The following is a 22,405-nucleotide window of genomic DNA, read 5'->3' on the forward strand; positions in this document are numbered from 1 at the left end:
TGTCGCGTCGCCCCATAGGTTACCCACTACGCTAGGGACGGCGACACCCGGTACCGCGGGTGTCAGGGCTCAGACTGGGTGGGAGTGGCTCGTGGCCGAGACGCAGACGGATGGCGCGCGCAGGCGGGTACTGATCGCCGAGGACGAGGCGCTGATCCGGCTGGACCTGGCCGAGATGCTGGCCGAGGAGGGCTACGAGGTGGTCGGTGAGGCCGGTGACGGCGAGACCGCCGTCCGGCTGGCCGACGAGCTCAAGCCCGACCTGGTCATTCTCGACATCAAGATGCCGATCATGGACGGGTTGGCCGCCGCCGAGCGGATCGCCGGCACCCGGATCGCTCCGGTGATCATCCTCACCGCGTTCAGCCAGCGTGACCTGGTGGAGCGTGCCCGGGCGGCCGGCGCGATGGCGTACCTGGTCAAGCCGTTCCAGAAGAGCGACCTGGTGCCGGCGGTGGAGATCGCGTTGTCCCGTTACTCGGAGATCGCCGCGCTGGAGTCCGAGGTCGCCGGGTTGACCGACCGGCTGGAGGTCCGCAAGGCCGTCGAGCGGGCCAAGGGCGCACTGATGACCACCTACAACATGAGCGAGCCGCAGGCGTTCAAGTGGATCCAGCGCACGGCGATGGACCACCGAATGACCATGAAACAGGTCGCCGAGCGGATTCTCGCCGAGACCACCGGCGGCGAGGTGGCCGAGCCGGCCCCCTGACCGGCCTGTTTCGAGGTCTGGTCCCGCCGACCCAGCGTGCCCTTGGCGGGGTCGGTCCCGTCGGCCCGGCGGACTAGCATCTGGCCTCATGGGCGCTCGATGGGTCGCACGTACCCGACAGCCGGGCGTGCGCCACCGCCGCGTGACCGGTGGTCGCCGTCGCCTTCTGGCGGCGTGCGCCCTGCTGGCGCTGCTGGTGGCCGGCTGTCCGGCGCCCGAGCGGGAGGCCGTCGATCCCGGGCCGCTGCCGGTGGACTGGCGGCAGGTCCGGCTGCCGTCACCCGACGGGCAGGGGCGGATCGTGCTCCGGGATCTCGCTGCCTGCGGCGGTCGCTGGTACGCCGCCGGTGCGGTGGCCGACCCGGCCGGCGGCACCTCACCGGCGGTCTGGTCCAGTGACGACGGTGCGTTGTGGACTCCGGTGCCGGTGGTGGCCGACTCCTACTACGGGCAGCGGAGCGTGCTGTTCTCGGTCGCCTGTCGGGACGGGATCGTCGCCGCGGTCGGCGGCAAGGTCGGTGGCGCGCACGGCAACCCCCGGGTGGGCACCTGGTGGCAGCGCGACGACGGCACGCTGGTGGAGGTGGCGGCGTCGTTCGAGACGTACGGCGGTCCGCAGGCGGTGAACGTGTCCCGGCTGGCGGCCGGCCCGGCCGGCTGGCTGATCGTCGGCAACCGGTCCAGTGGCGCGGCGGCCTGGGTGTCGCCCGACGCGGCGCAGTTCACGCTGATCGAGGGCGCGCCCGAGCTGGCCTCCGACGATCGGGGCGTGACCTGGGCGTTCGACGCGGTGGCCGGGCCGTCCGGGTGGCTGGCGGTGGGCGGGGTACTGGCCCCGGGGCGGATCGACCGGGATCCGGCCGTCTGGGTCTCCGGCGACGGGCGGGGCTGGCAGCGGAGCACGCTTCCGGGCACCGAGGCGTACGAGGAGGTGCAGCGGGTCGTGCTGGTCGACGGGTTGCCGGTCGGGGTGGGCCTGCGGGGGCGGGCGTTCGGCGCGTGGCGTCAGGAGAGCGCAGGCTGGGTGGCCGGCGGTGTCTTCGGTCGGGTCGCTGACGGTTTTCCCTCGCTGGGTGCGCTGGCGGTCTCGGCCGGGCGGATGATGGCCGTGGTCTCCGACGGCGAGCGGTACGGCGGCTGGCTCTCGGTCGACCGGGGCGACGAGTGGCGCGCGGTCGAGCTGCCGCTGGTGGCCCCGGTCGGTGCGCAGCGCAGCGTGAGCCTGGTGGGAGTCGGTGAGCGGTGGTGGTTGGCGGTGGACGACGGCACCGTCACGTCGCTGTGGGTCGGCCGGCTCACTCCGACGTCGTAGCGCCGCCATTCAACTACCTACAGTAGTCATTCTGGATGGTGGCGTCGCCCGACCGGGGGCTGGATCCGGACAACTCGACAGGCTCGTGACGGTGCTCCATGAGGTCCTGACCGACGCGCGGACAGCCGCTCCACCACCGGTCAGCGGATTGACCTGTTACGGGATTGGCAGTGGTTGGGGGCGTCTTCGTAACGGTTTCGCAGACCCCGCCCCAGCCCCTTCCGAGACCGTAGGAGTGTGGGTACGCTCCGCCATCACGAGCCGTAACGCAGGGGGCGTCCTTGCTGGGTCGCTGGTGGCGCGCCGTTTCTCGCCACCGCCGGCCGGACCAGGTGCCAGCCTGCTTCTGGAGGAGGTCAGGAAGCCGTGAGGCGAAGCTATTCAAGGGCGCTGGGTACTGCCGCGCTCGCCGCGGTGCTGGTCGCCGCCGCGGGGTGCCAGGACACCAGCAGCAGTGGCGACGACGCCGCATCCGGGGACTGCGGTGGCAAGATCGCCATCTTCGGCGCGTTCAGCGGTGACAACGCGGGTCTGGTGCTGCCGTCGCTGAACGGCGCGAAGCTCGCGATCAAGCAGCACAACGACGCGGACGCCGACTGCCAGATCGAGATGGTCGAGTTCGACACCCAGGGTGACCCGGCCCAGGCCACTCCGGTGGCGAACCAGGTCGCGGGTGACACCTCGTTCCTCGGCGTCATCGGTGGTCACTTCTCCGGCGAGTCGGACGCCACCATGCCGGTCTACGAGGCTGCCGGCCTGGTGATGGTCGCCCCGTCGGCGACCCGGACCGACCTCACCCAGAAGGGCAACAAGTCCTTCTTCCGGGTGGTCGGCAACGACGGCACCCAGGCCGGTGCCGTGTCGACCTACCTGAAGTCGCAGAACGCGCAGCGGGTCTTCCTGGTCGACGACGCCAGCGCCTACGGCGCCGGCATCACCGCCGAGCTGACCAAGAACCTGGGTGCCACCATCGCGGCCAGCGACAAGATCCAGGAGCGGCAGGCGCAGTTCGACGCCACGATCTCCAAGATCAAGGCGGCGAACGCCGACTTCGTCTTCTACGGCGGTTACACCCGTGAGGCCGCGCCGCTGGTCCGCCAGATGCGTGCCGGCGGTGTGGAGGCGAAGTTCATCGGTCCGGACGGTCTCTACGACCCGGCCTTCCCTGCGGGTGCCTCCGGCGGTGCCGAGGGCTCCATCATCACCTGCCCCTGCCTCCCGGCGGACAAGGCCGGCGGCACCTTCACCGCCGACTACCAGGCAGAGTTCGGACAGGCGCCGGGCTCCTACGGCGCTGAGGGCTTCGACGCCGCGCAGATCTTCGTGGACGCCTTCAAGGACGGCAAGAAGACCCGGTCCGAGATCCTGGAGTACGTGAAGGCGTACGACAAGCAGGGCGTGTCGAAGTACATCAAGTTCGCCGAGAACGGTGACGTGGACCCGTCGCGGGTCGTCATCTGGTCGTACGAGATCAAGGGCACGGCGTTCGAGCCGCTGCAGGAGCTCAAGCTCAGCTGACGATCGGTACCGAGTGCGGCCGGGGTTTCTTGTTCATGACCCCGGCCGCGCTCTATGCAAGGAGACCTGGTGAATTTCGACGACCTCTTCGGCCACATCGGCCAGCACACCGTCGACGGGTTGTCCAAGGGGGCGATCTATGCCCTGATCGCCCTCGGCTACACCCTGGTGTACGGCGTGCTGCGCCTGATCAACTTTGCGCACTCCGAGGTCTTCATGGTCGGCACCTTCGCGGTGCTCGGCCTGTGGACCGCCTTCGGGGTGGAGAACAACCCGCCGATCGGCCAGGCGATTCTGTTTCTGGTGCTCGGCCTGATAGTCGCGGCGGTCGCCTCCGGCGGCACGGCGCTGGCGCTCGAACGGATCGCCTACCGCCCGCTGCGGCGCAAGAACGCGCCACCACTGATCTTCCTCATCACGGCGATCGGCCTGTCGCTGGTGCTGGTGGAGATCTTCGGCCTGGTGCTGCCGAAGCTGCTGGGTGAGGCGGTGCCCTCGATGTTCGGCCGGGCCCGGATCATCCTCGGCATGCCGACGATCATCGAGCAGGAGACGCTCTTCACCGTCCTCGGCACGTCGATCACCAACATCCAGTTGATCGTCTTCGTGGCCGCCGTGGCGATGATGGCGCTGCTGGACTGGTTCATCAACCGCACCCGCTACGGCCGGGGTGTGCGGGCGGTGGCGCAGAACCCGGAGACGGCTGCGCTGATGGGCGTCAACCAGGAGCGCGTGATCATGCTGATCTTCGTGCTGGGCGGCATCATGGCCGGCGCGGCGGCGCTGCTGTGGAGCATGCGTTTCGGCTTCACACAGAACAGCATCGGCTTCGTGCTCGGCCTCAAGGCGTTCACCGCGGCGGTGCTCGGTGGCATCGGTAACCTGCGCGGCGCGCTGGTGGGCGGGCTGTTCCTCGGCATCGTCGAGGTCTACGGCGCCACCCTCTTCGCGTCCAACTGGGAGGACGTCATCGCCTTCGTGGTGCTGGTCGTGGTGCTGATGTTCCGTCCCACCGGCATTATGGGTGAGTCGCTGGGGAGGGCCCGGGCATGATCAACAAATTGCGTGGGATGGAGCGCCGCCGGGTCGGCGTCCTGGCCTTGATGGGCGACCGCTGGCAGGCGCTGCCGAAGTGGCAGCGGTCTCTCGGCCTGCTGGCCTTCGTCGCGTTCCTCTACCACCTGCCCTTCCTGGGCAAGCTCCCCGGCGGCCTGGTGATTCCCGGGCTGAACGGGCTGCGGACCGACTCGATCTCGGGCGGCAGCAACTGGTCCGGCGTGCTGTTCACCTGCGCCGTCTATGTGCTGGTGGCGATCGGGCTCAACGTGGTGATCGGGCTGGCCGGTCTGCTCGACCTCGGCTACATCGGCTTCTTCGCCATCGGGGCGTACGGGGTGGCGCTGTTCGGTTCGGTCAACTCGCCGGTGGTGAAGTGGTTCCAGGCGGAGTTCGACCTGCCGGCCACCTGGGCGGTGACCTGGGCCATCTGCGCCTTCATCGCGCTGGTGCTGGCGTTGATCTCCGGGGTGATCCTGGGCTGGCCGACGCTGCGCTTGCGCGGTGACTACCTGGCCATCGTGACGCTCGGTTTCGGCGAGATCATCCGGATCGTGGCCCGCAACGCGGAGAACGTCACCAACGGGCCGCAGGGCATCTCGGCGATCCCCGGGCCGGAGGGCCCGCCCTCGCCGGACAACCAGGTCTTCGGCCTGATCGACGTCAAGCCGTGGTACTGGTTGGCGCTGACCGTCGTACTGCTCATGGTCTTCGCGGTGCGCCGGCTGGAGCACAGCCGGGTCGGCCGGTCCTGGCTGGCCATCCGGGAGGACGAGGACGCCGCGGCGGTGATGGGTGTCTACCCGTTCAAGTTCAAGCTCTGGGCCTTCGCCATCGGCGCGGCGCTCGGCGGCTTCGCGGGCTTCCTGTTCGCCAGCCGGTACGCCTTCATCGACCCGACCCAGTTCAACGTCAACCTCTCCATCCTCTTCGTGGCGATGGTCGTGGTCGGTGGGTCCGGCAACATGATCGGCGTGTCGGTCGGCGCGGTGCTGCTGGCGTACCTACCGGAGCGGTTCCGGGAGGTCGCCGACTACCGTTGGCTGGCCTTCGGCCTGGCCATGGTGCTGGTGATGATCCTGCGACCGCAGGGCCTGATCCCCAGCCGACGGCGGGCCCGCGAGCTGAAGGACCGTGTGGCGCAGGCAGAGGAGGCACCCGCTCATGTCTGACGAGAACATCGACACCCCGGCGGCACCGAAGATCCCGACCCAGCCGGGACCGCGCAAGACGCTGCTGGAGGTCGACGAGGTCCTGCTCCGCTTCGGTGGCGTGGTCGCGCTGAACGGGATCAGCTTCGACATCCAGGAAGGTGAGATCCTCGGCCTGATCGGGCCCAACGGGGCCGGAAAGACCACCTGCTTCAACGTGATGACGGGAGTCTACAAGCCGACCTCGGGTGCGGTCCGGTTCCGTGGGGAGCGGGTCACCGGCCGCAAGCCGCACCAGATCAGCCGGCTGGGCATCTCCCGGACGTTCCAGAACATCCGGCTGTTCCCGGAGATGTCGGCGCTGGAGAACGTCATGGTCGGGACGGACTCCCGGCACAAGACGAGCGTCCCCGGCGCGCTGTTCCGGCTCTACCGGATGCGGCCCAGGCCGGAGGAGCTGCCGGAGGTGACCGCTGCCGGTGGCATCGCGCGCACCTGGCAGCAGCTGCGTCGAAGCATGGCCAAGACCTTCGGGCTGTCCCGGCACATTTTGGAGGAGCGGGCGGCCGAGGACAAGGCGATGGCTCTGCTGCGGTTCGTCGGCATCGCCGACCGGGCCAACGACGAGGCACGCAACCTCCCGTACGGCTACCAGCGTCGGCTGGAGATCGCCCGGGCGCTCGGCACCGAGCCCAAGCTGCTCTGCCTGGACGAGCCGGCGGCCGGGTTCAACCCGGCCGAGAAGGAGGATCTGCTGGGGCTGATCCGCCGGATCCGCGACCGGGGCGTGACCGTGCTGCTGATCGAGCACGACATGCGGCTGGTGATGGGTGTCACCGACCGGATCGTGGTGCTGGAGTTCGGCAGCAAGATCGCCGACGGCCGGCCGGACGAGGTCAGCCGAGACCCGCGGGTGATCGCGGCCTACCTGGGGGAGCCCGCCGATGCTGCTTGAGTTGGACGACGTCAGCGTCTCGTACGGCCGGATTGAGGCTCTGCACGGCATCAGCCTCACCGTCAACGAGGGGGAGGTGGTGGCGCTGATCGGCGCCAACGGTGCCGGCAAGACCACCACCATGCGGGCGATCTCCGGTATCCGGTCGCTCTCCGGCGGCCGGATCACCTTCAACGGTGAGGACATCAGCAAGCTCCGCGCCGACCTGCGGGTGGTCCGGGGTCTGTGCCAGTCCCCCGAGGGCCGGCAGATCTTTCCCGGCATGACGGTCCTGGAGAACCTGGACATGGGTGCGTACACCCGGCGGGACCACGCCGGCATCGCCGCCGACCTGGAGCGGGTGCTGGAGATGTTCCCCCGGCTGCGCGAGCGGCGTAAGCAGGCCGGTGGCACGCTCTCCGGCGGTGAGCAGCAGATGCTCGCCGTCGGTCGGGCGTTGATGAGCCGGCCGAAGCTGCTGCTGCTGGACGAGCCCTCGATGGGCCTGGCCCCGATGATCATTCAGCAGATCTTCGACATCATCGTGGAGATCAACCAGCAGGGCACCACCGTGCTGCTGGTGGAGCAGAACGCGCAACAGGCGCTGTCCCGCGCCCACCGTGCCTACGTCCTGGAGACCGGGCAGATCGTCAAGGAGGGTACCGGCGAGGAACTCCTGCACGACCCGTCGATCAAGGAGGCGTACCTGGGCGTGGCCTAGGTCGTCGCGGACGGAGTTGGCCGGCGAGGGGAACCTCGCCGGCCAACGGCGTTCCGCGGGACTGGTGGCGGCTGGGTCAGTTGATCCAGTAGCTGAGGTACCAGCCGCGGACGCCGCAACGACCGCAGTCCTTCGGGTAGGTGGTGAAGGTGCAGTAGTGGGCCTCGTACGCGGCGCCTGCGGCGTGGCACCCCGCCTCGCTGTAGGCCGTGGTGGTGTTGTGGACCCAGAAGCCCGCGTGGGCGGGACCGGCGATGCCGAACACACCGGTCAGCCCGAGAAACACCGTCGCCAGGACACGACTCGTCCATCTCTTCATGTGAACCCCCGTCAGAGTGAAGATTGCCGATAGCCTAGTGGCCTTCGGGGACGCTCGTTGTCCCGCCGCGAGGCGGCGGCCGGTTCCGTCGGGGGCAAGGACTAGAGTCGCAGCCGTGACAGCTACGACCCCGCGCCTGCTCCTCGTCGACGGACACTCCCTGGCCTACCGGGCGTTCTTTGCCCTGCCGGTGGAGAACTTCTCCACCTCGACCGGGCAGCCGACCAACGCGGTCTACGGCTTCACCTCTATGTTGATCAACGTGTTGCGCGACGAGCAGCCGACCCACATCGTCGTCGCCTTCGACGTCTCGCGTCGCTCCTTCCGCACCGACAGGTACGCGGAGTACAAGGCCGGCCGCAGCGAGACCCCGACCGACTTCAAGGGCCAGGTCAGCCTGGTCAAGGAGGTCCTTGCGGCGCTGCGGATCCCGGTGGTCGAAATGGCGGGCTACGAGGCCGACGACCTCATCGCCACGCTGGCGTGCCAGGCCCGTGACCAGGGCATGTCGGTGCTGATCTCCACCGGCGACCGGGACGCCTTCCAGCTGGTCGACGAGCAGATCACCGTGCTCTATCCGCGCAAGGGCGTCTCCGACCTGGCCCGGATGGATCCGGCCGCGGTCGAGGCGAAGTACGGCGTCGGGCCGGCCCGCTACCGTGACCTGGCCGCGCTGGTCGGTGAGAGCAGCGACAACCTGCCCGGCATCCCCGGTGTCGGCCCGAAGACCGCAGCCAAGTGGATCAACACGTACGGCGGGGTGGAGGGTGTCATCGCCCGCGCCGACGAGATCAAGGGCAAGGCCGGCGACAGCCTGCGCGAACGGCTCGCCGACGTGATCCGTAACTACGAGATCAACCGCCTGGTCGCCGATCTGGAGCTGTCGATCCGCCCCGAGGACGCCGGGTGGCAGGGGTGGGACCGCGAGGCGGTTCACCAGGTCTTCGACACCCTCCAGTTCCGGATCCTGCGCGACCGGCTCTACCAGTACCTCGACGCGGTCCAGCCGGAGGCCGAGGCGGGCTTCGACCTGGCCGGTGAGGTGATCGCCGCGCCGGGCGCCCTGGTCGACTGGCTCCAGACACACGCGCTGGCCGGCGTTGCGGTCGGCGTCGCGGTCAGGCTCGACACCGGTCCGAACCGACGGCACACCGCCGGCGTCACCGGGATGGCCCTGGCCACCGCGGACGGGCCGGCCGCCTGGTTCGACCCGGCCGGGCTGGGCGCCGCCGACGAGACGGCCCTCGCCGGTTGGCTGGCCGACGAGAATCGACCCAAGGTGCTGCACGACAGCAAGCCCGCGCTGCTGGCCTTCGCCGCACACGGCTGGTCGCTGGCGGGCATCGCGCGGGACACCCAGATCGCGGCCTACCTCGCCCGCCCCGACCAGCGATCCTACGACCTGACCGACCTGGCCCTGCGCTACCTGCACCGGGAGCTGCGGATCGACGCACCGGAAACCGGCCAGCTCACCCTGGACGGGCTCGGCGGCGACGGCGAGGCCGAGCAGAATCTCATGCTGCGGGCCCGGGCCACACTCGATCTGGCCGACGCGATCGACGCGGAGTTGTCCCGCGACGGGGAGCAGTCGGCCCGGCTGATGGCGGGGGTGGAGCTGCCGTTGATGCGGGTCCTGGCACAACTCGAACGCACCGGCATCGCCGCCGACAACGACTACCTCTCCGAGTTGGAGGCGCACTTCGCCGCCGAGGTGAAGGCCGCCGCGCAGGGCGCCTACGAGGCGGTGGGCCGGGAGTTCAACCTCGGCTCGCCCAAGCAGCTGCAGGAGATCCTCTTCGGTGAGCTGAACCTGCCCAAGACCAAGCGGATCAAGACGGGCTACACCACCGACGCGGACGCGTTGCAGTGGCTCCACGCCCAGAACCCGCATCCGGTGCTGGCCCACCTGCTGCGGCACCGCGACGTCGCCAAGCTCAAGTCGACGGTCGACGGCCTGCTCAAGTCGGTCTCCGACGACGGGCGCATCCACACCACCTTCAACCAGACGGTGGCCGCCACCGGCCGGCTCTCCTCCACCGAGCCCAACCTGCAGAACATTCCGATCCGCACCGAGGAGGGACGGCGGATCCGCCGCGCCTTCGTGGTGGGGCAGGGCTTCGAGTGCCTGCTCACCGCCGACTACAGCCAGATCGAAATGCGGATCATGGCGCACCTCTCGGCGGACGGCGCGCTGATCCAGGCGTTCAACTCCGGTGCCGACTTCCACGCCGTCACCGCCTCGTCCGTGTTCGGGGTGCCGGTGGCCGAGGTCAGCCCAGACCAGCGGCGCAAGATCAAGGCGATGAACTACGGCCTGGCGTACGGGCTGAGCGCCTTCGGCCTCTCCCAGCAGCTCGGCATCGGCGCCGAGGAGGCGCGCGGATTGATGGAGAACTACTTCGCCGGCTTCGGTGGCGTTCGTGACTACCTTCAGGAGGTGGTGGCCCGAGCCCGCCAGGACGGCTACACCTCCACCATCCTCGGCCGCCGGCGCTACCTGCCCGACCTGGTCAGCGACAACCGGCAGCGGCGCGAGATGGCTGAGCGGATGGCGCTCAACGCCCCGATTCAGGGCTCCGCGGCGGACATCATCAAGGTCGCCATGCTGCACGTCGACGTCGCGCTGCGCGAGGCCGGGCTGGATTCCCGGATGCTGCTCCAGGTGCACGACGAGCTGGTCTTCGAGGTTGCGCCGGGGGAGCGAGCGGTGCTGGAGGAGTTGGTCCGACGCGAGATGGGCGGGGCCTACCCGTTGTCGGTGCCGCTCGAGGTGTCGGTCGGCGAGGGCCGCGACTGGAACAGCGCCGACCACTGAGCGCGGTACGCCTCCGTCCATAGGGGACAGAATTCTCCGGTGGCCGCTGTTAGGCTGATTTCCAAACCGATCACGGGGAGGAAGTCTTGTTGAAAATGTCGCGCATGCTCGGCATGCTCGCGATGGTGGTCACGTTCGTGGTTGTCGCACCTGGCGCCGCACAGGCGGCAGACACGGCACCACTGGCAATGTGTGCGCACCCGTCGAACACGATCGTCACGAACTTCCCGCAGGGCAGTTCGCTGGGCCCCTCCAGCAGGTATTCGGACGGGCCGCGAACCTGTAGCTACTACACCAAGCGCGCGGTGTCCTACTACTGCCTCGGCAACTACCACAGCGAGACGTACATCAACATCATCAACAACCCGACCGGCGCCCGCAAGGTGTACTACGCGGTGTGTGACGGCACCCTGCGCACTTTCGTGGCGGCCCACTACCCGGCCGGTAGTGGGCCATACCACGTTCACTGGCACGTGAACATCGGCTCCTACACCGGTTCGTACATGAAGATCGCCTGACCGGGTCGACCGGGGTCACGGCCGCTCGATCAGGGGGTCGTGGCCCCAGTTCATCAGAGACCAGCGCCACTTCGTGTCCCGTACGTCGCCGGAGGGACGCTGCGCCATGTGGCGGTGCACGTAGCCGATCACCTTGCGCATGTGTTTGTAGTCGGCGGCGCTCAGCTGGTCCCGCTTGCGGCGGAGCAGGTCGATGATGCGCCGGCCAGACTCGTGACCGACCGATTCGCCACCGCCGGACCGGCCGCCCTTGTGCCAGCCGACCCGCTTGGACTCCTCGCTCTCCAGCCAGGCGGCCAACTCGGCGGGCTTCATGTTCACCGCCTCGGTGAACTCCCGGTAGGTCTGCTGGTCGTCGTCAGTGCGGCTCATGACGCAGCACCTCCGGGCGGTGGGCGACGACCGGGCTCGAGCCGTCGTGGCGGACCGTACCGCGCAGCCTCCGGTGACCCGTCGACGGCGTCCTGCGTAGATGCGAACGTTCGGTCAGTTTCTCCCGCACCACGCCGTGCGCCCGGCCGCTGTGGCTGGCCCAGGAGACGTGGTCGCCTCGGTGGTACTCCTTCTCAGCCATACCCGCCGGTTACCCGGGGGCCGGCACCCGAAAACGGCTACCGGGTGACTCGGCGACCGGCAGCCCAGAAGTGGGGCGTGGCCCGGCTCAACGGTCCGGCTTCTCGGCGACGAAGATCGCGGTGCCGGGGAAGAGGCGTCCACGCAGCGGGCTCCACTGCCCCCAGATCCCCTCGTGTCCCTCGGGCCACTCCGGTTCTACCAGGTCCAGCAGCCGGAATCCGGCGTCCACCAGCTCCCGGACCCGGTCACCCAGGGTGCGGTGCTGTTCGACGTAGGTTGCCTCGCCGTGCTCGTCCTGCTCCACGTAAGGCCGGGTGTCGAAGTACGAGTGCACGGCGGTCAGCCCGCCCTTTCCGGGGTCGTCGAGGAAGACCCAGCGCATCGGGTGGGTGACCGAGAAGACCCAACGCCCGCCGGGACGCAGCACCCGGTGGACCTGCCGCATCAGCGTCGCCGAGTCCTCGACGAACGGCACCGCCCCGAAGGCCGTGCAGGCGGTGTCGAAACTCCGGTCCGCGAAGGGCAGCGCCAGGGCGTCGGCCTGCACCAGCGGGACGCGTACCCCGCTGCGGGTGGCGGCCAGCGCGGCGTGCCGCAACATGCCGGCGGACAGGTCCGCGGCGACCGGCCGGGCGCCCTGGCCGGCGAGCCAACGGGAGCAGGGCGCGGCGCCGCAGCCGAGCTCCAGCACCCGCTGTCCGGCCACGTCACCGAGCAGTCGGGCGTCGGCCTCCCGCAGCCCCTCCGGGCACCAGACGAAGTCCACCTCACCCAGAAAGTGGCCGTGCTCCGCCTGGTACGCGTCGGCGTCGGCGTCCCACCAGCGTCGGTTGGCCTCGCGGGTCTCGGCGGCACCGACGCGGCGTCGGGTCACCCGGTTGTCGTCGTCCACCAGCACACGCTAGACCTTCGGTTGCCGAGCTGAAGGGGCACGCCTGGACGAAATCTCCGCTTTCGCGGCTGGTGCGGCCATGAGAAGACGGGAGGGCTTGCACGCTGTGGTAATGCAACAGGTAGGGTAGACGATGCGCTCGCGGATCGTGTGCCTCGGCAGGGAGCAGGTGCGCGGTCGACGGAGTCACATCAAGATGTCGTTCAGCGATTTCCAGGTGGGCCCGCCGGCGGATCCGTTGGCGCGCACAGGTCACCGCGACACCAACCTGCTGTGACACACCATCCGACGGAGCAACCGCCCACATGACGAGCAGCATCGAGGCCCCCTCGAGCGCCACCAAGGTCACCATCGACGACCTCGGCTCAGAGGAGGCTTTCCTCGCCGCGATCGACGAGACCATCAAGTACTTCAATGACGGCGACATTGTCGAAGGCACCGTCGTCAAGGTCGATCGGGACGAGGTCCTGCTCGACATCGGCTACAAGACCGAGGGTGTCATCCCCTCTCGGGAGTTGTCGATCAAGCACGACGTGGACCCGGCAGAGGTCGTCTCGGTGGGTGACCACATTGAGGCCCTCGTCCTCCAGAAGGAGGACAAGGAGGGGCGGCTGATCCTCTCCAAGAAGCGGGCGCAGTACGAGCGGGCCTGGGGCACGATCGAGAAGATCAAGGACGAGGACGGTGTCGTCCGCGGTTCCGTCATCGAGGTGGTCAAGGGTGGCCTCATCCTCGACATCGGGCTGCGCGGCTTCCTGCCCGCCTCCTTGGTCGAGATGCGGCGGGTGCGCGACCTGCAGCCGTACGTCGGCCGCGAACTCGAAGCCAAGATCATTGAGCTGGACAAGAACCGCAACAACGTGGTGCTGTCCCGCCGGGCGTGGCTGGAGCAGACGCAGTCCGAGGTGCGTACCGAGTTCCTCAACAAGCTCCAGAAGGGGCAGGTCCGCAAGGGCGTCGTCTCCTCGATCGTCAACTTCGGCGCGTTCGTCGACCTGGGTGGCGTGGACGGTCTGGTGCACGTCTCCGAGCTGTCCTGGAAGCACATCGACCACCCCTCCGAGGTCGTCGAGGTGGGCCAGGAGGTCGAGGTCGAGGTCCTGGACGTCGACCTGGACCGCGAGCGGGTCTCACTGTCGCTGAAGGCGACCCAGGAAGACCCGTGGCGTCAGTTCGCCCGTACCCACGCGATCCAGCAGATCGTGCCGGGTAAGGTCACCAAGCTCGTGCCGTTCGGCGCATTCGTCCGGGTGGACGACGGCATCGAGGGCCTGGTCCACATCTCCGAGCTGGCCGAGCGTCACGTGGAGATCCCCGAGCAGGTCGTCCAGGTCGGCTCCGAGGTGATGGTCAAGGTCATCGACATCGACCTGGAGCGCCGCCGGATCTCGCTGTCGCTCAAGCAGGCCAACGAGGGCTTCGTCGAGGGCGAGGAGCACTTCGACCCGACCCTTTACGGCATGGCGGCGACCTACGACACCGAGGGCAACTACATCTACCCGGACGGCTTCGACCCGGAGACGGGCGAGTGGCTCGAGGGGTACGACAAGCAGCGCGAGACCTGGGAGCAGCAGTACGCCGAGGCTCGGCTCCGCTGGGAGGCACACCAGAAGCAGGTGCAGACGTCCCGGGCCGCCGAGGCCGAGGCCGCTGCCAACCCGCAGCCCGTCGCCGCTGCCGCGACCGGCGCCACCTCCTCGACCAGCGCGGCGCCGAGCCGCCAGGCCGAGGAGCCGGCCGGCACGCTGGCCACGGACGAGGCGCTCGCCGCTCTGCGGGAGAAGCTCGCCGGCGGTAAGTGATCTGCCGCTAGCCGACGCCGGGCCCCGCCCCGACCCGAAACACCGGGTCAGGGCGGGGCCCCGTCATTCCCCCGCCACCGTCCGCGTCGATCTAGGGCTTATCCTCGTTACTGAAGATCGACTAGCGGCGATTGGCCCTAGATCGACGCGGCGGGTGGGGATGCCGGTCGGTCGGGTTTGGCGGCGCGGGGATGATCGGGTTGACTTGACGCCGTGCTGAGGGTCGGGCTGAGCGGTGGGATCGGGTCGGGCAAGAGCGCCGCGGCGCGGCGGCTGGTCGAGCGGGGCGCGGTGCTCATCGATGCCGATCAGATCGCCCGCGAGGTGGTCGCTCCCGGCAGTGACGGGCTCGCGGAGGTCGTCGCCGCCTTCTCCGACCGGGTGCTCGATGCCGACGGTGCTCTCGACCGGGCCGCGCTCGGGGCTCTCGTCTTCGCCGACGAGCCGGCGCGCCGCCGGCTGGAAGCGGTCGTGCACGCCCGGGTCCGTACCCGTACCGCCGAGCTGTTCGCTGCGGCACCATCCGACGCGGTGGTGGTCAACGACGTTCCGCTGCTGGCGGAGGTGGGCCTGGCGCCCACGTACCACCTGGTGGTCGTGGTGTCCACGGAGGTCTCGACCCGGCTGCGGCGGCTGGCCCGCGACCGCGGGATGAGCCGCGCGGAGGCCGAGCGCAGGATCGCCGCCCAGGCCGACGACGCCCGCCGCAACGCGGTGGCGGACGTGTTGCTCACCAATGACGGCACGGTCGACCAGCTGCACGCGGCGGTCGACGCGCTCTGGTGCGACCGGCTGGTGCCCTTCGAGAGCAACGTACGGCACCGCCGGGCGGTCCGGACGAGCCGGGTGACACTGGTCGGACCGGACCCGACGTGGCCCCACCAGTACGCCCGCCTGGCCGCTCGGGTCCGGCACGCGGTCGCCCCCGCCGACCTGCGCATCGAGCACATCGGCTCCACGGCGGTGGCCGGCCTGGCCGCCAGGGACGTCATCGACATCCAGCTCGGCGTGCCGTCCCTGGCCGACGCCGACGGGCCACTGGCCGAACGGCTCGCCGACGCGGGTTTTCCTCGGCTGCCGGGCGACTGGTGGGACAACCCCCGGCCGCCCGGCGGTCAGCGGTGGGATAAGCGGTTGCACGGCAGCGCCGATGCGGCCCGCCCGGTTCACCTGCACCTGCGGGTGGCCGGCTCACCCGCCTGGCGGTACGCCCTGCTGATGCGCGACCATCTACGGGCCGATTCTGATCGGCGGGCCGGGTACCTGCTGCTCAAGCGGGAGTTGGCTGGTTCCGCGGCGGACAGCGGCACGTACGTCATGGCGAAGGACCCGTGGTTCGACGAGGAGTATCTGCGAGCCGAGGCGTGGGCCGCCAGCACCGGCTGGCGGCCCTGATCGTACCCGTGTCCCGGTCCCGCCCGACCTGCACGACCGCGACACGGTCGGTCAGCGCTTGGCGGGCGGCGGCGTGAGGCGGGGTACCCGGCCGGGGTTCAGGTCGAGCTGTGCCCAGGCACCCGCCCGGGTGGGCAGTTCCAGCCGGCGAAGCAGCCCGGTCCGGTCGATCCAGTAGCGCACCGGCCCCAGGGCGGTGTCGACCTGCACCACGTCGACGGTGGTGCCGGCGAGCGTGTCGCCGCGTGTCCGCCGCCCGTCGCCGCCGGGCCCGCTCCCTCTAGCGGCCCGCAGCGCGGCCTCCAGCAGCGGGTCCAGGGCCTGGGTGTGGTGCGGGCCGGTGAGCCAACCGGTTGCCGGTGGCGGCAGCGGCGGGCGGGCGGTACCGCTGTCGGGCGTGCCGGTCTCGATCCGGGCGACCTTGCCGTCGTGGTGCCGGACCAGGGTCCACCGGCCGTCCGTGTCGAGGTCGGCGACGCCCAGGTAGGCCGTGCCCGAGGTCCAGCTCAGCCAGCCGGCGCCGCGCAGGTTGCTGGCGCCCGAGACCGGGCCGGTCACGGTGACGGCGGCCCCGCCCGCGGTCCGTAGCCGCGCGGGCAGCCGGCGCCAGCGGTCCCGTTCGGCGGTTGTCAGCGCGCGGGGCAGGCCGGGGCGGCCGCCGAGTGCTTCGACCGGTCGCAGCGTGGGCCGGTCGGCCCGGTTCAGTGCCACGCTGACCGGACCGACGCCGGGCAGGTTGGTCTCCAGCCGGTGCACCCGGCCTGCCAGATCGAGCCAGTAGCGGGTGGGGGTGCTTGGGCCGGGAGTCGCGGCGGTGGTGCCGTGCGCCGGTTCGCCGGTGCGCGGCGCGGCCTCCAGGATGTCGACCGTCTCCCCGTTTACCTGTTCCCGGCCCACCCAGCGGCCGGACAGCCCGTCAGCGGGTTCGGGCCGGTCGGCGGCGAGCCTGAACACCAGACTCAGCAGTGGATCGAGGCCCTGGTCGGCGGGCAGTCGCCAACCGTCGGCCGGCGGCACCAGGGGTGGTGTTGCGGGCGTCGGCATCGCCGTGGGATCGGGGCGGATCACCAGAACCGTGGGGGTGGCCTGGGCCAGCCCGCGCAGTGGACCCGCGCCGGGCCCACCGACGTCCAGGTAGACCAGTTGGCGAGCCCAGTCGACCCAGCCGAGGAGGTCGGTGCGGGCCGGACCGTCGCCGACCGTGAGGTGCAGCCCGGCACGCAGGTCGCGAAGGTTGGTGACCCGCATCGCGGCCAGTCGTTCCTGTTCGGCCGTTGTCATCGCCCGGGGTGGGGGACCGCCGGGTGCCCAGTCGACGAGGGTGACCACCAGCAGGACGGCGGAGGCCACGGCGGTGAGGGCGAGCCCGGTGAGGGTGAGTCGCCGCCGGCGGTATGCGCCGCGCCGGTCGGCGCCGGTCGGCGCGGTCGATCCGGTGAGGTCCTCTTCCTCCAGCGGGTTGCCGGCGGCCGGGTCGAGCAGTCCGCCGGACACCACGGCCCTACGGACGCCGGGCCGTGGCCCCGGCGCTCGGCTGGCCGGTTCGGCGACGGTCAGGTCGAGGACCGCGGGTGGCGCGATGCCCGCCCGGTGCCGGCGGGGTCCTGCCCGGTGCCGCCGGTTGTCCCGGCGGGCCGCGCGAGCGGACGGGACGTCCGGACCGGGGCGATTGGTGCCGCCGTTGTCGGGTGCCGGTTGCGAGGTGTTCTCCACGGGAGGATGAACGTGCCGGACCGGGTTCGGGTGACGACGCGGTGGCGCTCGCGGCGGCCGGTCTGCGCTTCGGCGCGACCACAGCGGGCGCGCACGCCAGGCATGCCGGGTGCTGCGACCCTCAGTGCCGGGGGCGGCGTGGCTTTGCGGCCCGCCGCCGGCCCGGTCGGCCGCCGCGAGCGGCCTACGGGAGAAGCGTAGCCGGGTGAGATGAACCACACAATGCGAATATCGAAGCCGATCACGTGCTGAACCTAGTGGCCGCGGACTGTCGGAGGCCCGGCGTACGGTGGGTTCATGGCGCTCGACATTCCCCGGCTCGACGGCCGCTTCCAGGTCGTCAGCGATTTCCGGCCGGCCGGTGACCAGCCGACGGCGATCGACGATCTGGAGCGGCGGGTCCGTCGCGGTGACCGGCACTCGGTGCTGCTCGGCGCCACCGGCACCGGCAAGAGCGCCACGACCGCCTGGCTGGTGGAGCGCCTGCAGCGTCCCGCGCTGGTGCTGGCGCCGAACAAGACGCTCTGCGCCCAGTTGGCGAAGGAGTTCAGCGAGCTGCTGCCGGACAACGCGGTGGAGTACTTCGTCTCCTACTACGACTACTACCAGCCCGAGGCGTACATCCCGCAGACCGACACCTACATCGAGAAGGACTCCTCGATCAACGAGGAGGTCGAGCGGTTGCGGCACTCGGCCACCATGTCCCTGCTCACCCGCCGAGACGTGGTGGTCGTGGCGACGGTCTCGGCGATCTACGGCCTGGGCACACCCGAGGAGTATCTGGACCGCGCGGTGCGGGTCGCCGTCGGCCAGGAGTTGGATCGCGACCAGTTGCTGCGTCGGCTGGTCGACATCCAGTACACCCGCAACGACATGGCCTTCCAGCGCGGCACCTTCCGGGTCCGCGGCGACACGCTGGAAATCATTCCGGCGTACGAGGAGCTCGCCGTCCGGATCGAGCTTTTCGGTGACGAGGTGGAGAAGCTCTACTACCTCAATCCGCTCACCGGGGACGTGGTGCGCGAGGTCGACCATCTGTTGATCTTCCCGGCGACGCACTATGCCGCCGGCCCGGAGCGGATGGAGCGGGCGGTCCGCGACATCGAGACGGAGTTGGGCGAGCGGCTGGCCGAGCTGGACCGGCAGGGCAAGTTGCTGGAGGCGCAGCGGCTGCGGATGCGCACCACGTACGACATCGAGATGATGCGGCAGGTGGGCTTCTGCTCCGGCATCGAGAACTACTCGATGCACATCGACGGGCGGTTGCCCGGTAGCCCGCCGCACTGCCTGCTCGACTACTTCCCCGACGACTTCGTCACCGTGATCGACGAGTCGCACGTGACCATCCCCCAGATCGGTGGGATGTACGAGGGTGACGCGTCCCGCAAGCGGATGCTGATCGACCACGGGTTCCGGCTGCCCAGCGCGGCCGACAACCGGCCGCTGCGGTTCGACGAGTTCCTGGAGCGGGTCGGCCAGATGGTCTTCCTGTCGGCGACGCCGGGCCCGTGGGAGTTGGAGCAGGCCCAGGGCGAGTTCGTGGAGCAGGTGATCCGCCCGACCGGTCTGATCGACCCGGAGGTCGTCGTCAAGCCCACCAAGGGCCAGATCGACGACCTGATGCACGAGATCAAGCTGCGTACCGAGCGTGACGAACGTGTGCTGGTCACCACGCTGACCAAGAAGATGGCCGAGGATCTGTCCGACTATCTCCTGGAGAACGGCATCCGGGTGCGTTACCTGCACTCGGAGGTCGACACGCTGCGACGGGTGGAGTTGCTTCGTGAGCTGCGCCGGGGTGACTACGACGTGCTGGTCGGCATCAACCTGCTGCGGGAGGGTCTCGACCTGCCCGAGGTGTCTCTGGTGGCGATTCTGGACGCGGACAAGGAGGGCTTCCTGCGCAGCGGCCGGTCGTTGATCCAGACCATCGGCCGGGCCGCCCGTAACGTGTCCGGTCAGGTGCACATGTACGCAGACAAGATCACGCCGTCGATGGCGGCAGCGATCGACGAGACCAGCCGGCGGCGCGACAAGCAGATCGCGCACAACGAGGCGCACGGCATCAGCCCCGAGCCGCTTCGGAAGAAGATCCACGACATCCTCGACGACATCTACCGGGAGGCCGAGGACACCGAGGCGTCGCGGGTCGGGGGCGCGGTGCGGCAGCTGTCCCGGGGCAAGGCGCCGGTCAAGGAGACCCGTAGCCGCGCCCGGACCGGCGCAGGCACACCCGCGCGAGCGGGGATGGCGCGTGTCGAGTTGGCGCAGTTGATCCAGGAGCTCAACGATCAGATGCTCGCCGCCGCGCGGGAGTTGCAGTTCGAGCTGGCCGCCCGGATCCGTGACGAGGTCGCCGACCTGAAGAAGGAGCTGCGGGGGATGGACGCCGCCGGTGTGACGTGAGGGCGGTCCGGCGCGACCCATCGACAGGTTTCCGCGTCCTGCGGTGAGAGAATAGCGGAATGCGAGCGTCCTATTGCGCTGGGTGACTGCCGTGCGTACTCTCCCTCGGTGGGGAGGCAGGGATGCCGTTGCCAACGAGTCCGGTCATTCGACGTGCGCGACTCGGCGCCGAGTTGCGTCAGCTCCGGCGGCGGGAAACGCTGACGCTGGAAAATGTGTGTGAGCGGCTCGGTTGGGCGTCCACCTCCAAGCTGTCCCGCATCGAGCTGGGGCAGAGCCGCCCGGATCTGGCGGACGTGCTCGATCTGCTCGACATCTATCAGGTGTCGGCACCGCAGCGCGACGCGTTGATAGTCATCGCCCGGGACGCCGCGACCAGCCGTGGCTGGTGGAAGTCGCTGGGCGAGATGAGTGAGCGGCAGCGTACGTACGCCGAACTTGAGGCCGGCGCGGCGGGCATCATCGAGTACCAGCCCGCGGTGGTGCCCGGCCTGCTGCAGACCCCGGCCTACGCCCGCCTGCGCATCGCGGCCGGACGCCTGATCGACCCGGCCGTGGACGTGGAGGCCGACCTGCGCGCCCGGGCGGCCCGGCACTCGGTGCTCCGCCGCCCCGAGCCGCCCCGCTACACGGCGCTGATCACCGAGTTGGCCTGCTGGCAGGCTGGCGACCCGGTGGAGGTCTGGCGCGAGCAACTGCGACACCTACTCGAACTGGCCGCGCTGCCGCACGTGACGATCCGGCTGGTGCCGCCGGGCGCGGGGCATGGACCGGTGCCGCTCACGCCGTTTTCCTGCTACTCCTTTCCGGATCCGGCGGACCCGCGCACGGTGATGCTGGAGGCGTTGACCACGGACGTGCGGCTGAGCGCCGCAGCCGATGTCGACCGGTACGAACAGATGGCTGGTTGCCTGTTGGAGGCGGCGCTGCCGGAGCAGGAGACGGTGCGGGTGATGGCCGGCCGGCTCGACGGGTGACCGTCCGGTTGCGTCGGCGCCGGGCCCGGCGCCCCCGAAGCCGTCGGGACCGGCGCCGACGCGAGGGGCAGGGTAAACCAACGGTGTGACAGTTCCTCGGGTCGACGCCGGTGCGGGCGCCGTCAGGCGGGTACGTCGACGAAGTGCTCGACCCGTGGTGGGGTGGCGAAGTGCGGGCCGATCAGCTCCCGCCACCCGACGAAGCGGTCGGTCCTCCGGAAGTTCTGCTCGTGGGCTTCGACGGAGTCCCACTCGACCAGCAGCACGAAGCGGGAGGGGGACTCGATGCCCCGGGTCATCCGCACCGACCGGCAGCCCGGCGCCTCCGCGAGCAGTTTGTGCCCCTGGGCGTAGGCGGCGGCGAAGGCTTCCTCACGGCCGGGAGTGACATCGATGAGCGCGACCTCAAGCACCATGTCGGCAGCCTGCCACATCGGCGCGGCGGCTTGTCGCCGGTACGGGGAAGTGCCGGGCGCTGACGTGCCGCACCAGACGTGGGCCACCAAGTAATCCATCCTCCTAGGACACCTAAGGCGGTGTGTCCGCCCACCGCCCGAGGCGTACCGTGTGCCGGTCACCCCCGTGCCTGCCGGAGGAAACAAGACTGTGGACGTGTCCGGACTGGTATGGGCGGGTACCCTCGTCGCCCTGACTGCGCTCCTCACGGCGGACCTGCTCATCATCGGGCGTCGGCCGCACGAGCCGAGCGTGCGGGAGTCGAGCCTCTGGGTCGTCTGCTACGTCGGGCTGGCCCTGATCTTCGGTGCCGGGCTCTGGCTCACCGCCGGGGCGAGCGTGGCGGGGCAGTTCTACACGGGCTGGCTGACCGAGTACAGCCTCTCCGTGGACAACCTCTTCGTATTCGTGATCATCATGACCCGGTTCGCGGTGCCCCGGGCGTACCAGCAGAAGGTGCTGCTCATTGGCATCGTCCTCGCGCTCGTCATGCGCGGTGGATTCATCGCCGCCGGCGCGGCGTTGATCTCACAGTTCACCTGGGTCTTCTACCTCTTCGGCGCGTTCCTGATCTACACCGCGATCAACCTGGCCCGGCACAGCGAGTCGAGCGAGGAGTTCACCGAGAACGTGCTGATCCGCTGGAGCCGGCGGGCGCTGCCGATCTCGCGCGGCTACCACGAGGCCCGGCTGACCGTGCGAGAAGGCGGCCGGCGCACGTTCACCCCGATGCTCATCGTCATGATCGCCATCGGCACAACCGACCTGATCTTCGCGCTCGACTCGATCCCGGCGATCTTTGGCATCACCCAGGAGCCGTACCTGGTCTTCACCGCCAACGTGTTCGCGCTGATGGGGCTGCGCCAGCTCTACTTCCTGCTCGGTGGGCTGCTGGACCGGCTGATCTACCTGAGCGTCGGGCTCGCGGTGGTGCTCGGTTTCATCGGGATCAAGCTGATCCTCGAGGCGCTGGCGGAGAACAGGCTGCCGCTCGTCAACGGTGGCGAGCACGTGGGCTGGGCGCCACACATTCCGATCTGGCTGTCGTTGCTGGTCATCCTCGGCACACTGGGGACGGCGACGGCGGCGAGCCTGATCAAGGCGTCCCGGGGCGTGGGCGTGCGTTGACCAG

The 22,405-nt window shown here is 69.8% G+C and carries 20 protein-coding genes; 14 read left to right on the forward strand and 6 right to left on the reverse strand.

Annotated features, from left to right (window positions below; genetic code table 11):
- The first annotated feature begins 91 nt into the window (after window positions 1-91).
- The 7 genes from ACFHWY_RS08825 to ACFHWY_RS08855 all read left to right on the forward strand — a co-directional run bounded on the left by ACFHWY_RS08825 (window position 92) and on the right by ACFHWY_RS08855 (window position 7,404).
- Window positions 92-712 (forward strand): ANTAR domain-containing response regulator, encoded by a 621-nt coding sequence (locus ACFHWY_RS08825; RefSeq protein ID WP_416579624.1) that lies wholly within the window; start codon window positions 92-94, stop codon window positions 710-712.
- A gap of 88 nt (window positions 713-800) precedes the next feature.
- Window positions 801-2,024, forward strand: a complete 1,224-nt coding sequence (locus ACFHWY_RS08830; RefSeq protein WP_416579625.1) for a hypothetical protein — start codon at window positions 801-803, stop codon at window positions 2,022-2,024.
- Between the two features lie 366 nt (window positions 2,025-2,390).
- Complete coding sequence (locus tag ACFHWY_RS08835; RefSeq protein ID WP_416579626.1) at window positions 2,391-3,542, forward strand: branched-chain amino acid ABC transporter substrate-binding protein; 1,152 nt, start codon at window positions 2,391-2,393, stop codon at window positions 3,540-3,542.
- A gap of 69 nt (window positions 3,543-3,611) precedes the next feature.
- Complete coding sequence (locus ACFHWY_RS08840; RefSeq protein WP_416579627.1) at window positions 3,612-4,595, forward strand: branched-chain amino acid ABC transporter permease; 984 nt, start codon at window positions 3,612-3,614, stop codon at window positions 4,593-4,595.
- Window positions 4,592-5,770: a branched-chain amino acid ABC transporter permease gene (locus ACFHWY_RS08845; protein WP_416579628.1), complete on the forward strand. Its 1,179-nt coding sequence runs from the start codon at window positions 4,592-4,594 to the stop codon at window positions 5,768-5,770. The genes ACFHWY_RS08840 and ACFHWY_RS08845 overlap by 4 nt, the downstream gene beginning before the upstream one ends.
- A complete protein-coding gene (locus tag ACFHWY_RS08850) occupies window positions 5,763-6,704 on the forward strand; it encodes an ABC transporter ATP-binding protein (protein ID WP_416579629.1) in 942 nt (313 codons plus the stop codon). The genes ACFHWY_RS08845 and ACFHWY_RS08850 overlap by 8 nt, the downstream gene beginning before the upstream one ends.
- Window positions 6,694-7,404 carry an ABC transporter ATP-binding protein gene (locus tag ACFHWY_RS08855; protein ID WP_416579630.1) on the forward strand — a complete coding sequence of 237 codons (711 nt, stop codon included), beginning with the start codon at window positions 6,694-6,696 and terminating at the stop codon, window positions 7,402-7,404. The genes ACFHWY_RS08850 and ACFHWY_RS08855 overlap by 11 nt, the downstream gene beginning before the upstream one ends.
- Window positions 7,405-7,480: 76 nt before the next feature.
- Here the strand turns inward: ACFHWY_RS08855 and ACFHWY_RS08860 are convergent, their stop codons facing one another.
- Window positions 7,481-7,723: a hypothetical protein gene (locus tag ACFHWY_RS08860; protein WP_416579631.1), complete on the reverse strand. Its 243-nt coding sequence runs from the start codon at window positions 7,721-7,723 to the stop codon at window positions 7,481-7,483.
- Window positions 7,724-7,838: 115 nt separating this feature from the next.
- Here ACFHWY_RS08860 and polA point away from each other — a divergent pair, with 115 nt between their 5' ends.
- Together polA and ACFHWY_RS08870 are read left to right on the forward strand one after the other, a co-directional pair.
- The gene (polA, locus tag ACFHWY_RS08865) at window positions 7,839-10,538 is read left to right on the forward strand and encodes a DNA polymerase I (RefSeq protein WP_416579632.1); all 2,700 of its coding nucleotides are present in this window, start codon (window positions 7,839-7,841) and stop codon (window positions 10,536-10,538) included.
- A 104-nt stretch (window positions 10,539-10,642) separates the two neighbouring features.
- Window positions 10,643-11,056: a hypothetical protein gene (locus ACFHWY_RS08870; protein WP_416579633.1), complete on the forward strand. Its 414-nt coding sequence runs from the start codon at window positions 10,643-10,645 to the stop codon at window positions 11,054-11,056.
- 15 nt (window positions 11,057-11,071) lie between these two features.
- Here ACFHWY_RS08870 and ACFHWY_RS08875 read toward each other — a convergent pair whose 3' ends face one another.
- The 3 genes from ACFHWY_RS08875 to ACFHWY_RS08885 all read right to left on the reverse strand — a co-directional run bounded on the left by ACFHWY_RS08875 (window position 11,072) and on the right by ACFHWY_RS08885 (window position 12,524).
- Window positions 11,072-11,428, reverse strand: a complete 357-nt coding sequence (locus tag ACFHWY_RS08875; RefSeq protein ID WP_416579634.1) for a DUF3140 domain-containing protein — start codon at window positions 11,426-11,428, stop codon at window positions 11,072-11,074.
- Window positions 11,415-11,630, reverse strand: coding sequence for an HVA1 family protein (locus tag ACFHWY_RS08880; protein WP_416579635.1), 216 nt, complete (start codon window positions 11,628-11,630; stop codon window positions 11,415-11,417). Before ACFHWY_RS08880 ends, ACFHWY_RS08875 begins: the two co-directional genes overlap by 14 nt.
- Before the next feature lie 87 nt (window positions 11,631-11,717).
- Entirely contained in the window at window positions 11,718-12,524 is an 807-nt protein-coding gene (locus tag ACFHWY_RS08885; RefSeq protein ID WP_416579636.1) for a class I SAM-dependent methyltransferase, read from the reverse strand.
- 305 nt (window positions 12,525-12,829) lie between these two features.
- On the opposite strand from ACFHWY_RS08885, the gene rpsA reads away from it, so the two are divergent.
- Window positions 12,830-14,326, forward strand: coding sequence for a 30S ribosomal protein S1 (gene rpsA, locus ACFHWY_RS08890; RefSeq protein ID WP_416579637.1), 1,497 nt, complete (start codon window positions 12,830-12,832; stop codon window positions 14,324-14,326).
- Between the two features lie 213 nt (window positions 14,327-14,539).
- Entirely contained in the window at window positions 14,540-15,721 is a 1,182-nt protein-coding gene (gene coaE, locus ACFHWY_RS08895) for a dephospho-CoA kinase (RefSeq protein WP_416579638.1), read from the forward strand.
- A 51-nt stretch (window positions 15,722-15,772) separates the two neighbouring features.
- On the opposite strand, the gene ACFHWY_RS08900 is transcribed toward coaE, so the two are convergent.
- On the reverse strand, window positions 15,773-17,434 hold the full coding sequence (locus tag ACFHWY_RS08900) for a hypothetical protein (protein ID WP_416579639.1): 1,662 nt from the start codon (window positions 17,432-17,434) through the stop codon (window positions 15,773-15,775).
- 297 nt (window positions 17,435-17,731) lie between these two features.
- Between ACFHWY_RS08900 and uvrB the strand changes: the two genes are divergently transcribed.
- Window positions 17,732-19,840, forward strand: coding sequence for an excinuclease ABC subunit UvrB (gene uvrB / locus ACFHWY_RS08905; protein ID WP_416579640.1), 2,109 nt, complete (start codon window positions 17,732-17,734; stop codon window positions 19,838-19,840).
- 122 nt (window positions 19,841-19,962) lie between these two features.
- Entirely contained in the window at window positions 19,963-20,817 is an 855-nt protein-coding gene (locus ACFHWY_RS08910; protein ID WP_416579641.1) for a helix-turn-helix domain-containing protein, read from the forward strand.
- A 122-nt stretch (window positions 20,818-20,939) separates the two neighbouring features.
- On the opposite strand, the gene ACFHWY_RS08915 is transcribed toward ACFHWY_RS08910, so the two are convergent.
- Window positions 20,940-21,233: an antibiotic biosynthesis monooxygenase family protein gene (locus tag ACFHWY_RS08915; RefSeq protein WP_416579753.1), complete on the reverse strand. Its 294-nt coding sequence runs from the start codon at window positions 21,231-21,233 to the stop codon at window positions 20,940-20,942.
- A 190-nt stretch (window positions 21,234-21,423) separates the two neighbouring features.
- Between ACFHWY_RS08915 and ACFHWY_RS08920 the strand changes: the two genes are divergently transcribed.
- Window positions 21,424-22,401 (forward strand): TerC family protein, encoded by a 978-nt coding sequence (locus ACFHWY_RS08920; RefSeq protein ID WP_416579642.1) that lies wholly within the window; start codon window positions 21,424-21,426, stop codon window positions 22,399-22,401.
- Window positions 22,402-22,405: the final 4 nt, after the last annotated feature.

Origin of the sequence: Micromonospora sp. LOL_024 (genome assembly GCF_048060415.1) — a bacterium.
Taxonomy (GTDB): Bacteria; Actinomycetota; Actinomycetes; order Mycobacteriales; family Micromonosporaceae; genus Micromonospora.

Excerpts from the sequence above, each read along its gene's own strand:
- uvrB (WP_416579640.1), top strand. The coding sequence starts at position 17,732 with ATGGCGCTCGACATTCCCCGGCTCGACGGCCGCTTCCAGGTCGTCAGC.
- ACFHWY_RS08875 (WP_416579634.1), bottom strand. The coding sequence starts at position 11,428 with ATGAGCCGCACTGACGACGACCAGCAGACCTACCGGGAGTTCACCGAG.
- ACFHWY_RS08880 (WP_416579635.1), bottom strand. The coding sequence starts at position 11,630 with ATGGCTGAGAAGGAGTACCACCGAGGCGACCACGTCTCCTGGGCCAGC.
- ACFHWY_RS08860 (WP_416579631.1), bottom strand. The coding sequence starts at position 7,723 with ATGAAGAGATGGACGAGTCGTGTCCTGGCGACGGTGTTTCTCGGGCTG.
- ACFHWY_RS08910 (WP_416579641.1), top strand. The coding sequence starts at position 19,963 with ATGCCGTTGCCAACGAGTCCGGTCATTCGACGTGCGCGACTCGGCGCC.
- ACFHWY_RS08870 (WP_416579633.1), top strand. The coding sequence starts at position 10,643 with ATGCTCGGCATGCTCGCGATGGTGGTCACGTTCGTGGTTGTCGCACCT.
- ACFHWY_RS08855 (WP_416579630.1), top strand. The coding sequence starts at position 6,694 with ATGCTGCTTGAGTTGGACGACGTCAGCGTCTCGTACGGCCGGATTGAG.
- ACFHWY_RS08845 (WP_416579628.1), top strand. The coding sequence starts at position 4,592 with ATGATCAACAAATTGCGTGGGATGGAGCGCCGCCGGGTCGGCGTCCTG.
- ACFHWY_RS08915 (WP_416579753.1), bottom strand. The coding sequence starts at position 21,233 with ATGGTGCTTGAGGTCGCGCTCATCGATGTCACTCCCGGCCGTGAGGAA.
- rpsA (WP_416579637.1), top strand. The coding sequence starts at position 12,830 with ATGACGAGCAGCATCGAGGCCCCCTCGAGCGCCACCAAGGTCACCATC.
- ACFHWY_RS08850 (WP_416579629.1), top strand. The coding sequence starts at position 5,763 with ATGTCTGACGAGAACATCGACACCCCGGCGGCACCGAAGATCCCGACC.
- ACFHWY_RS08830 (WP_416579625.1), top strand. The coding sequence starts at position 801 with ATGGGCGCTCGATGGGTCGCACGTACCCGACAGCCGGGCGTGCGCCAC.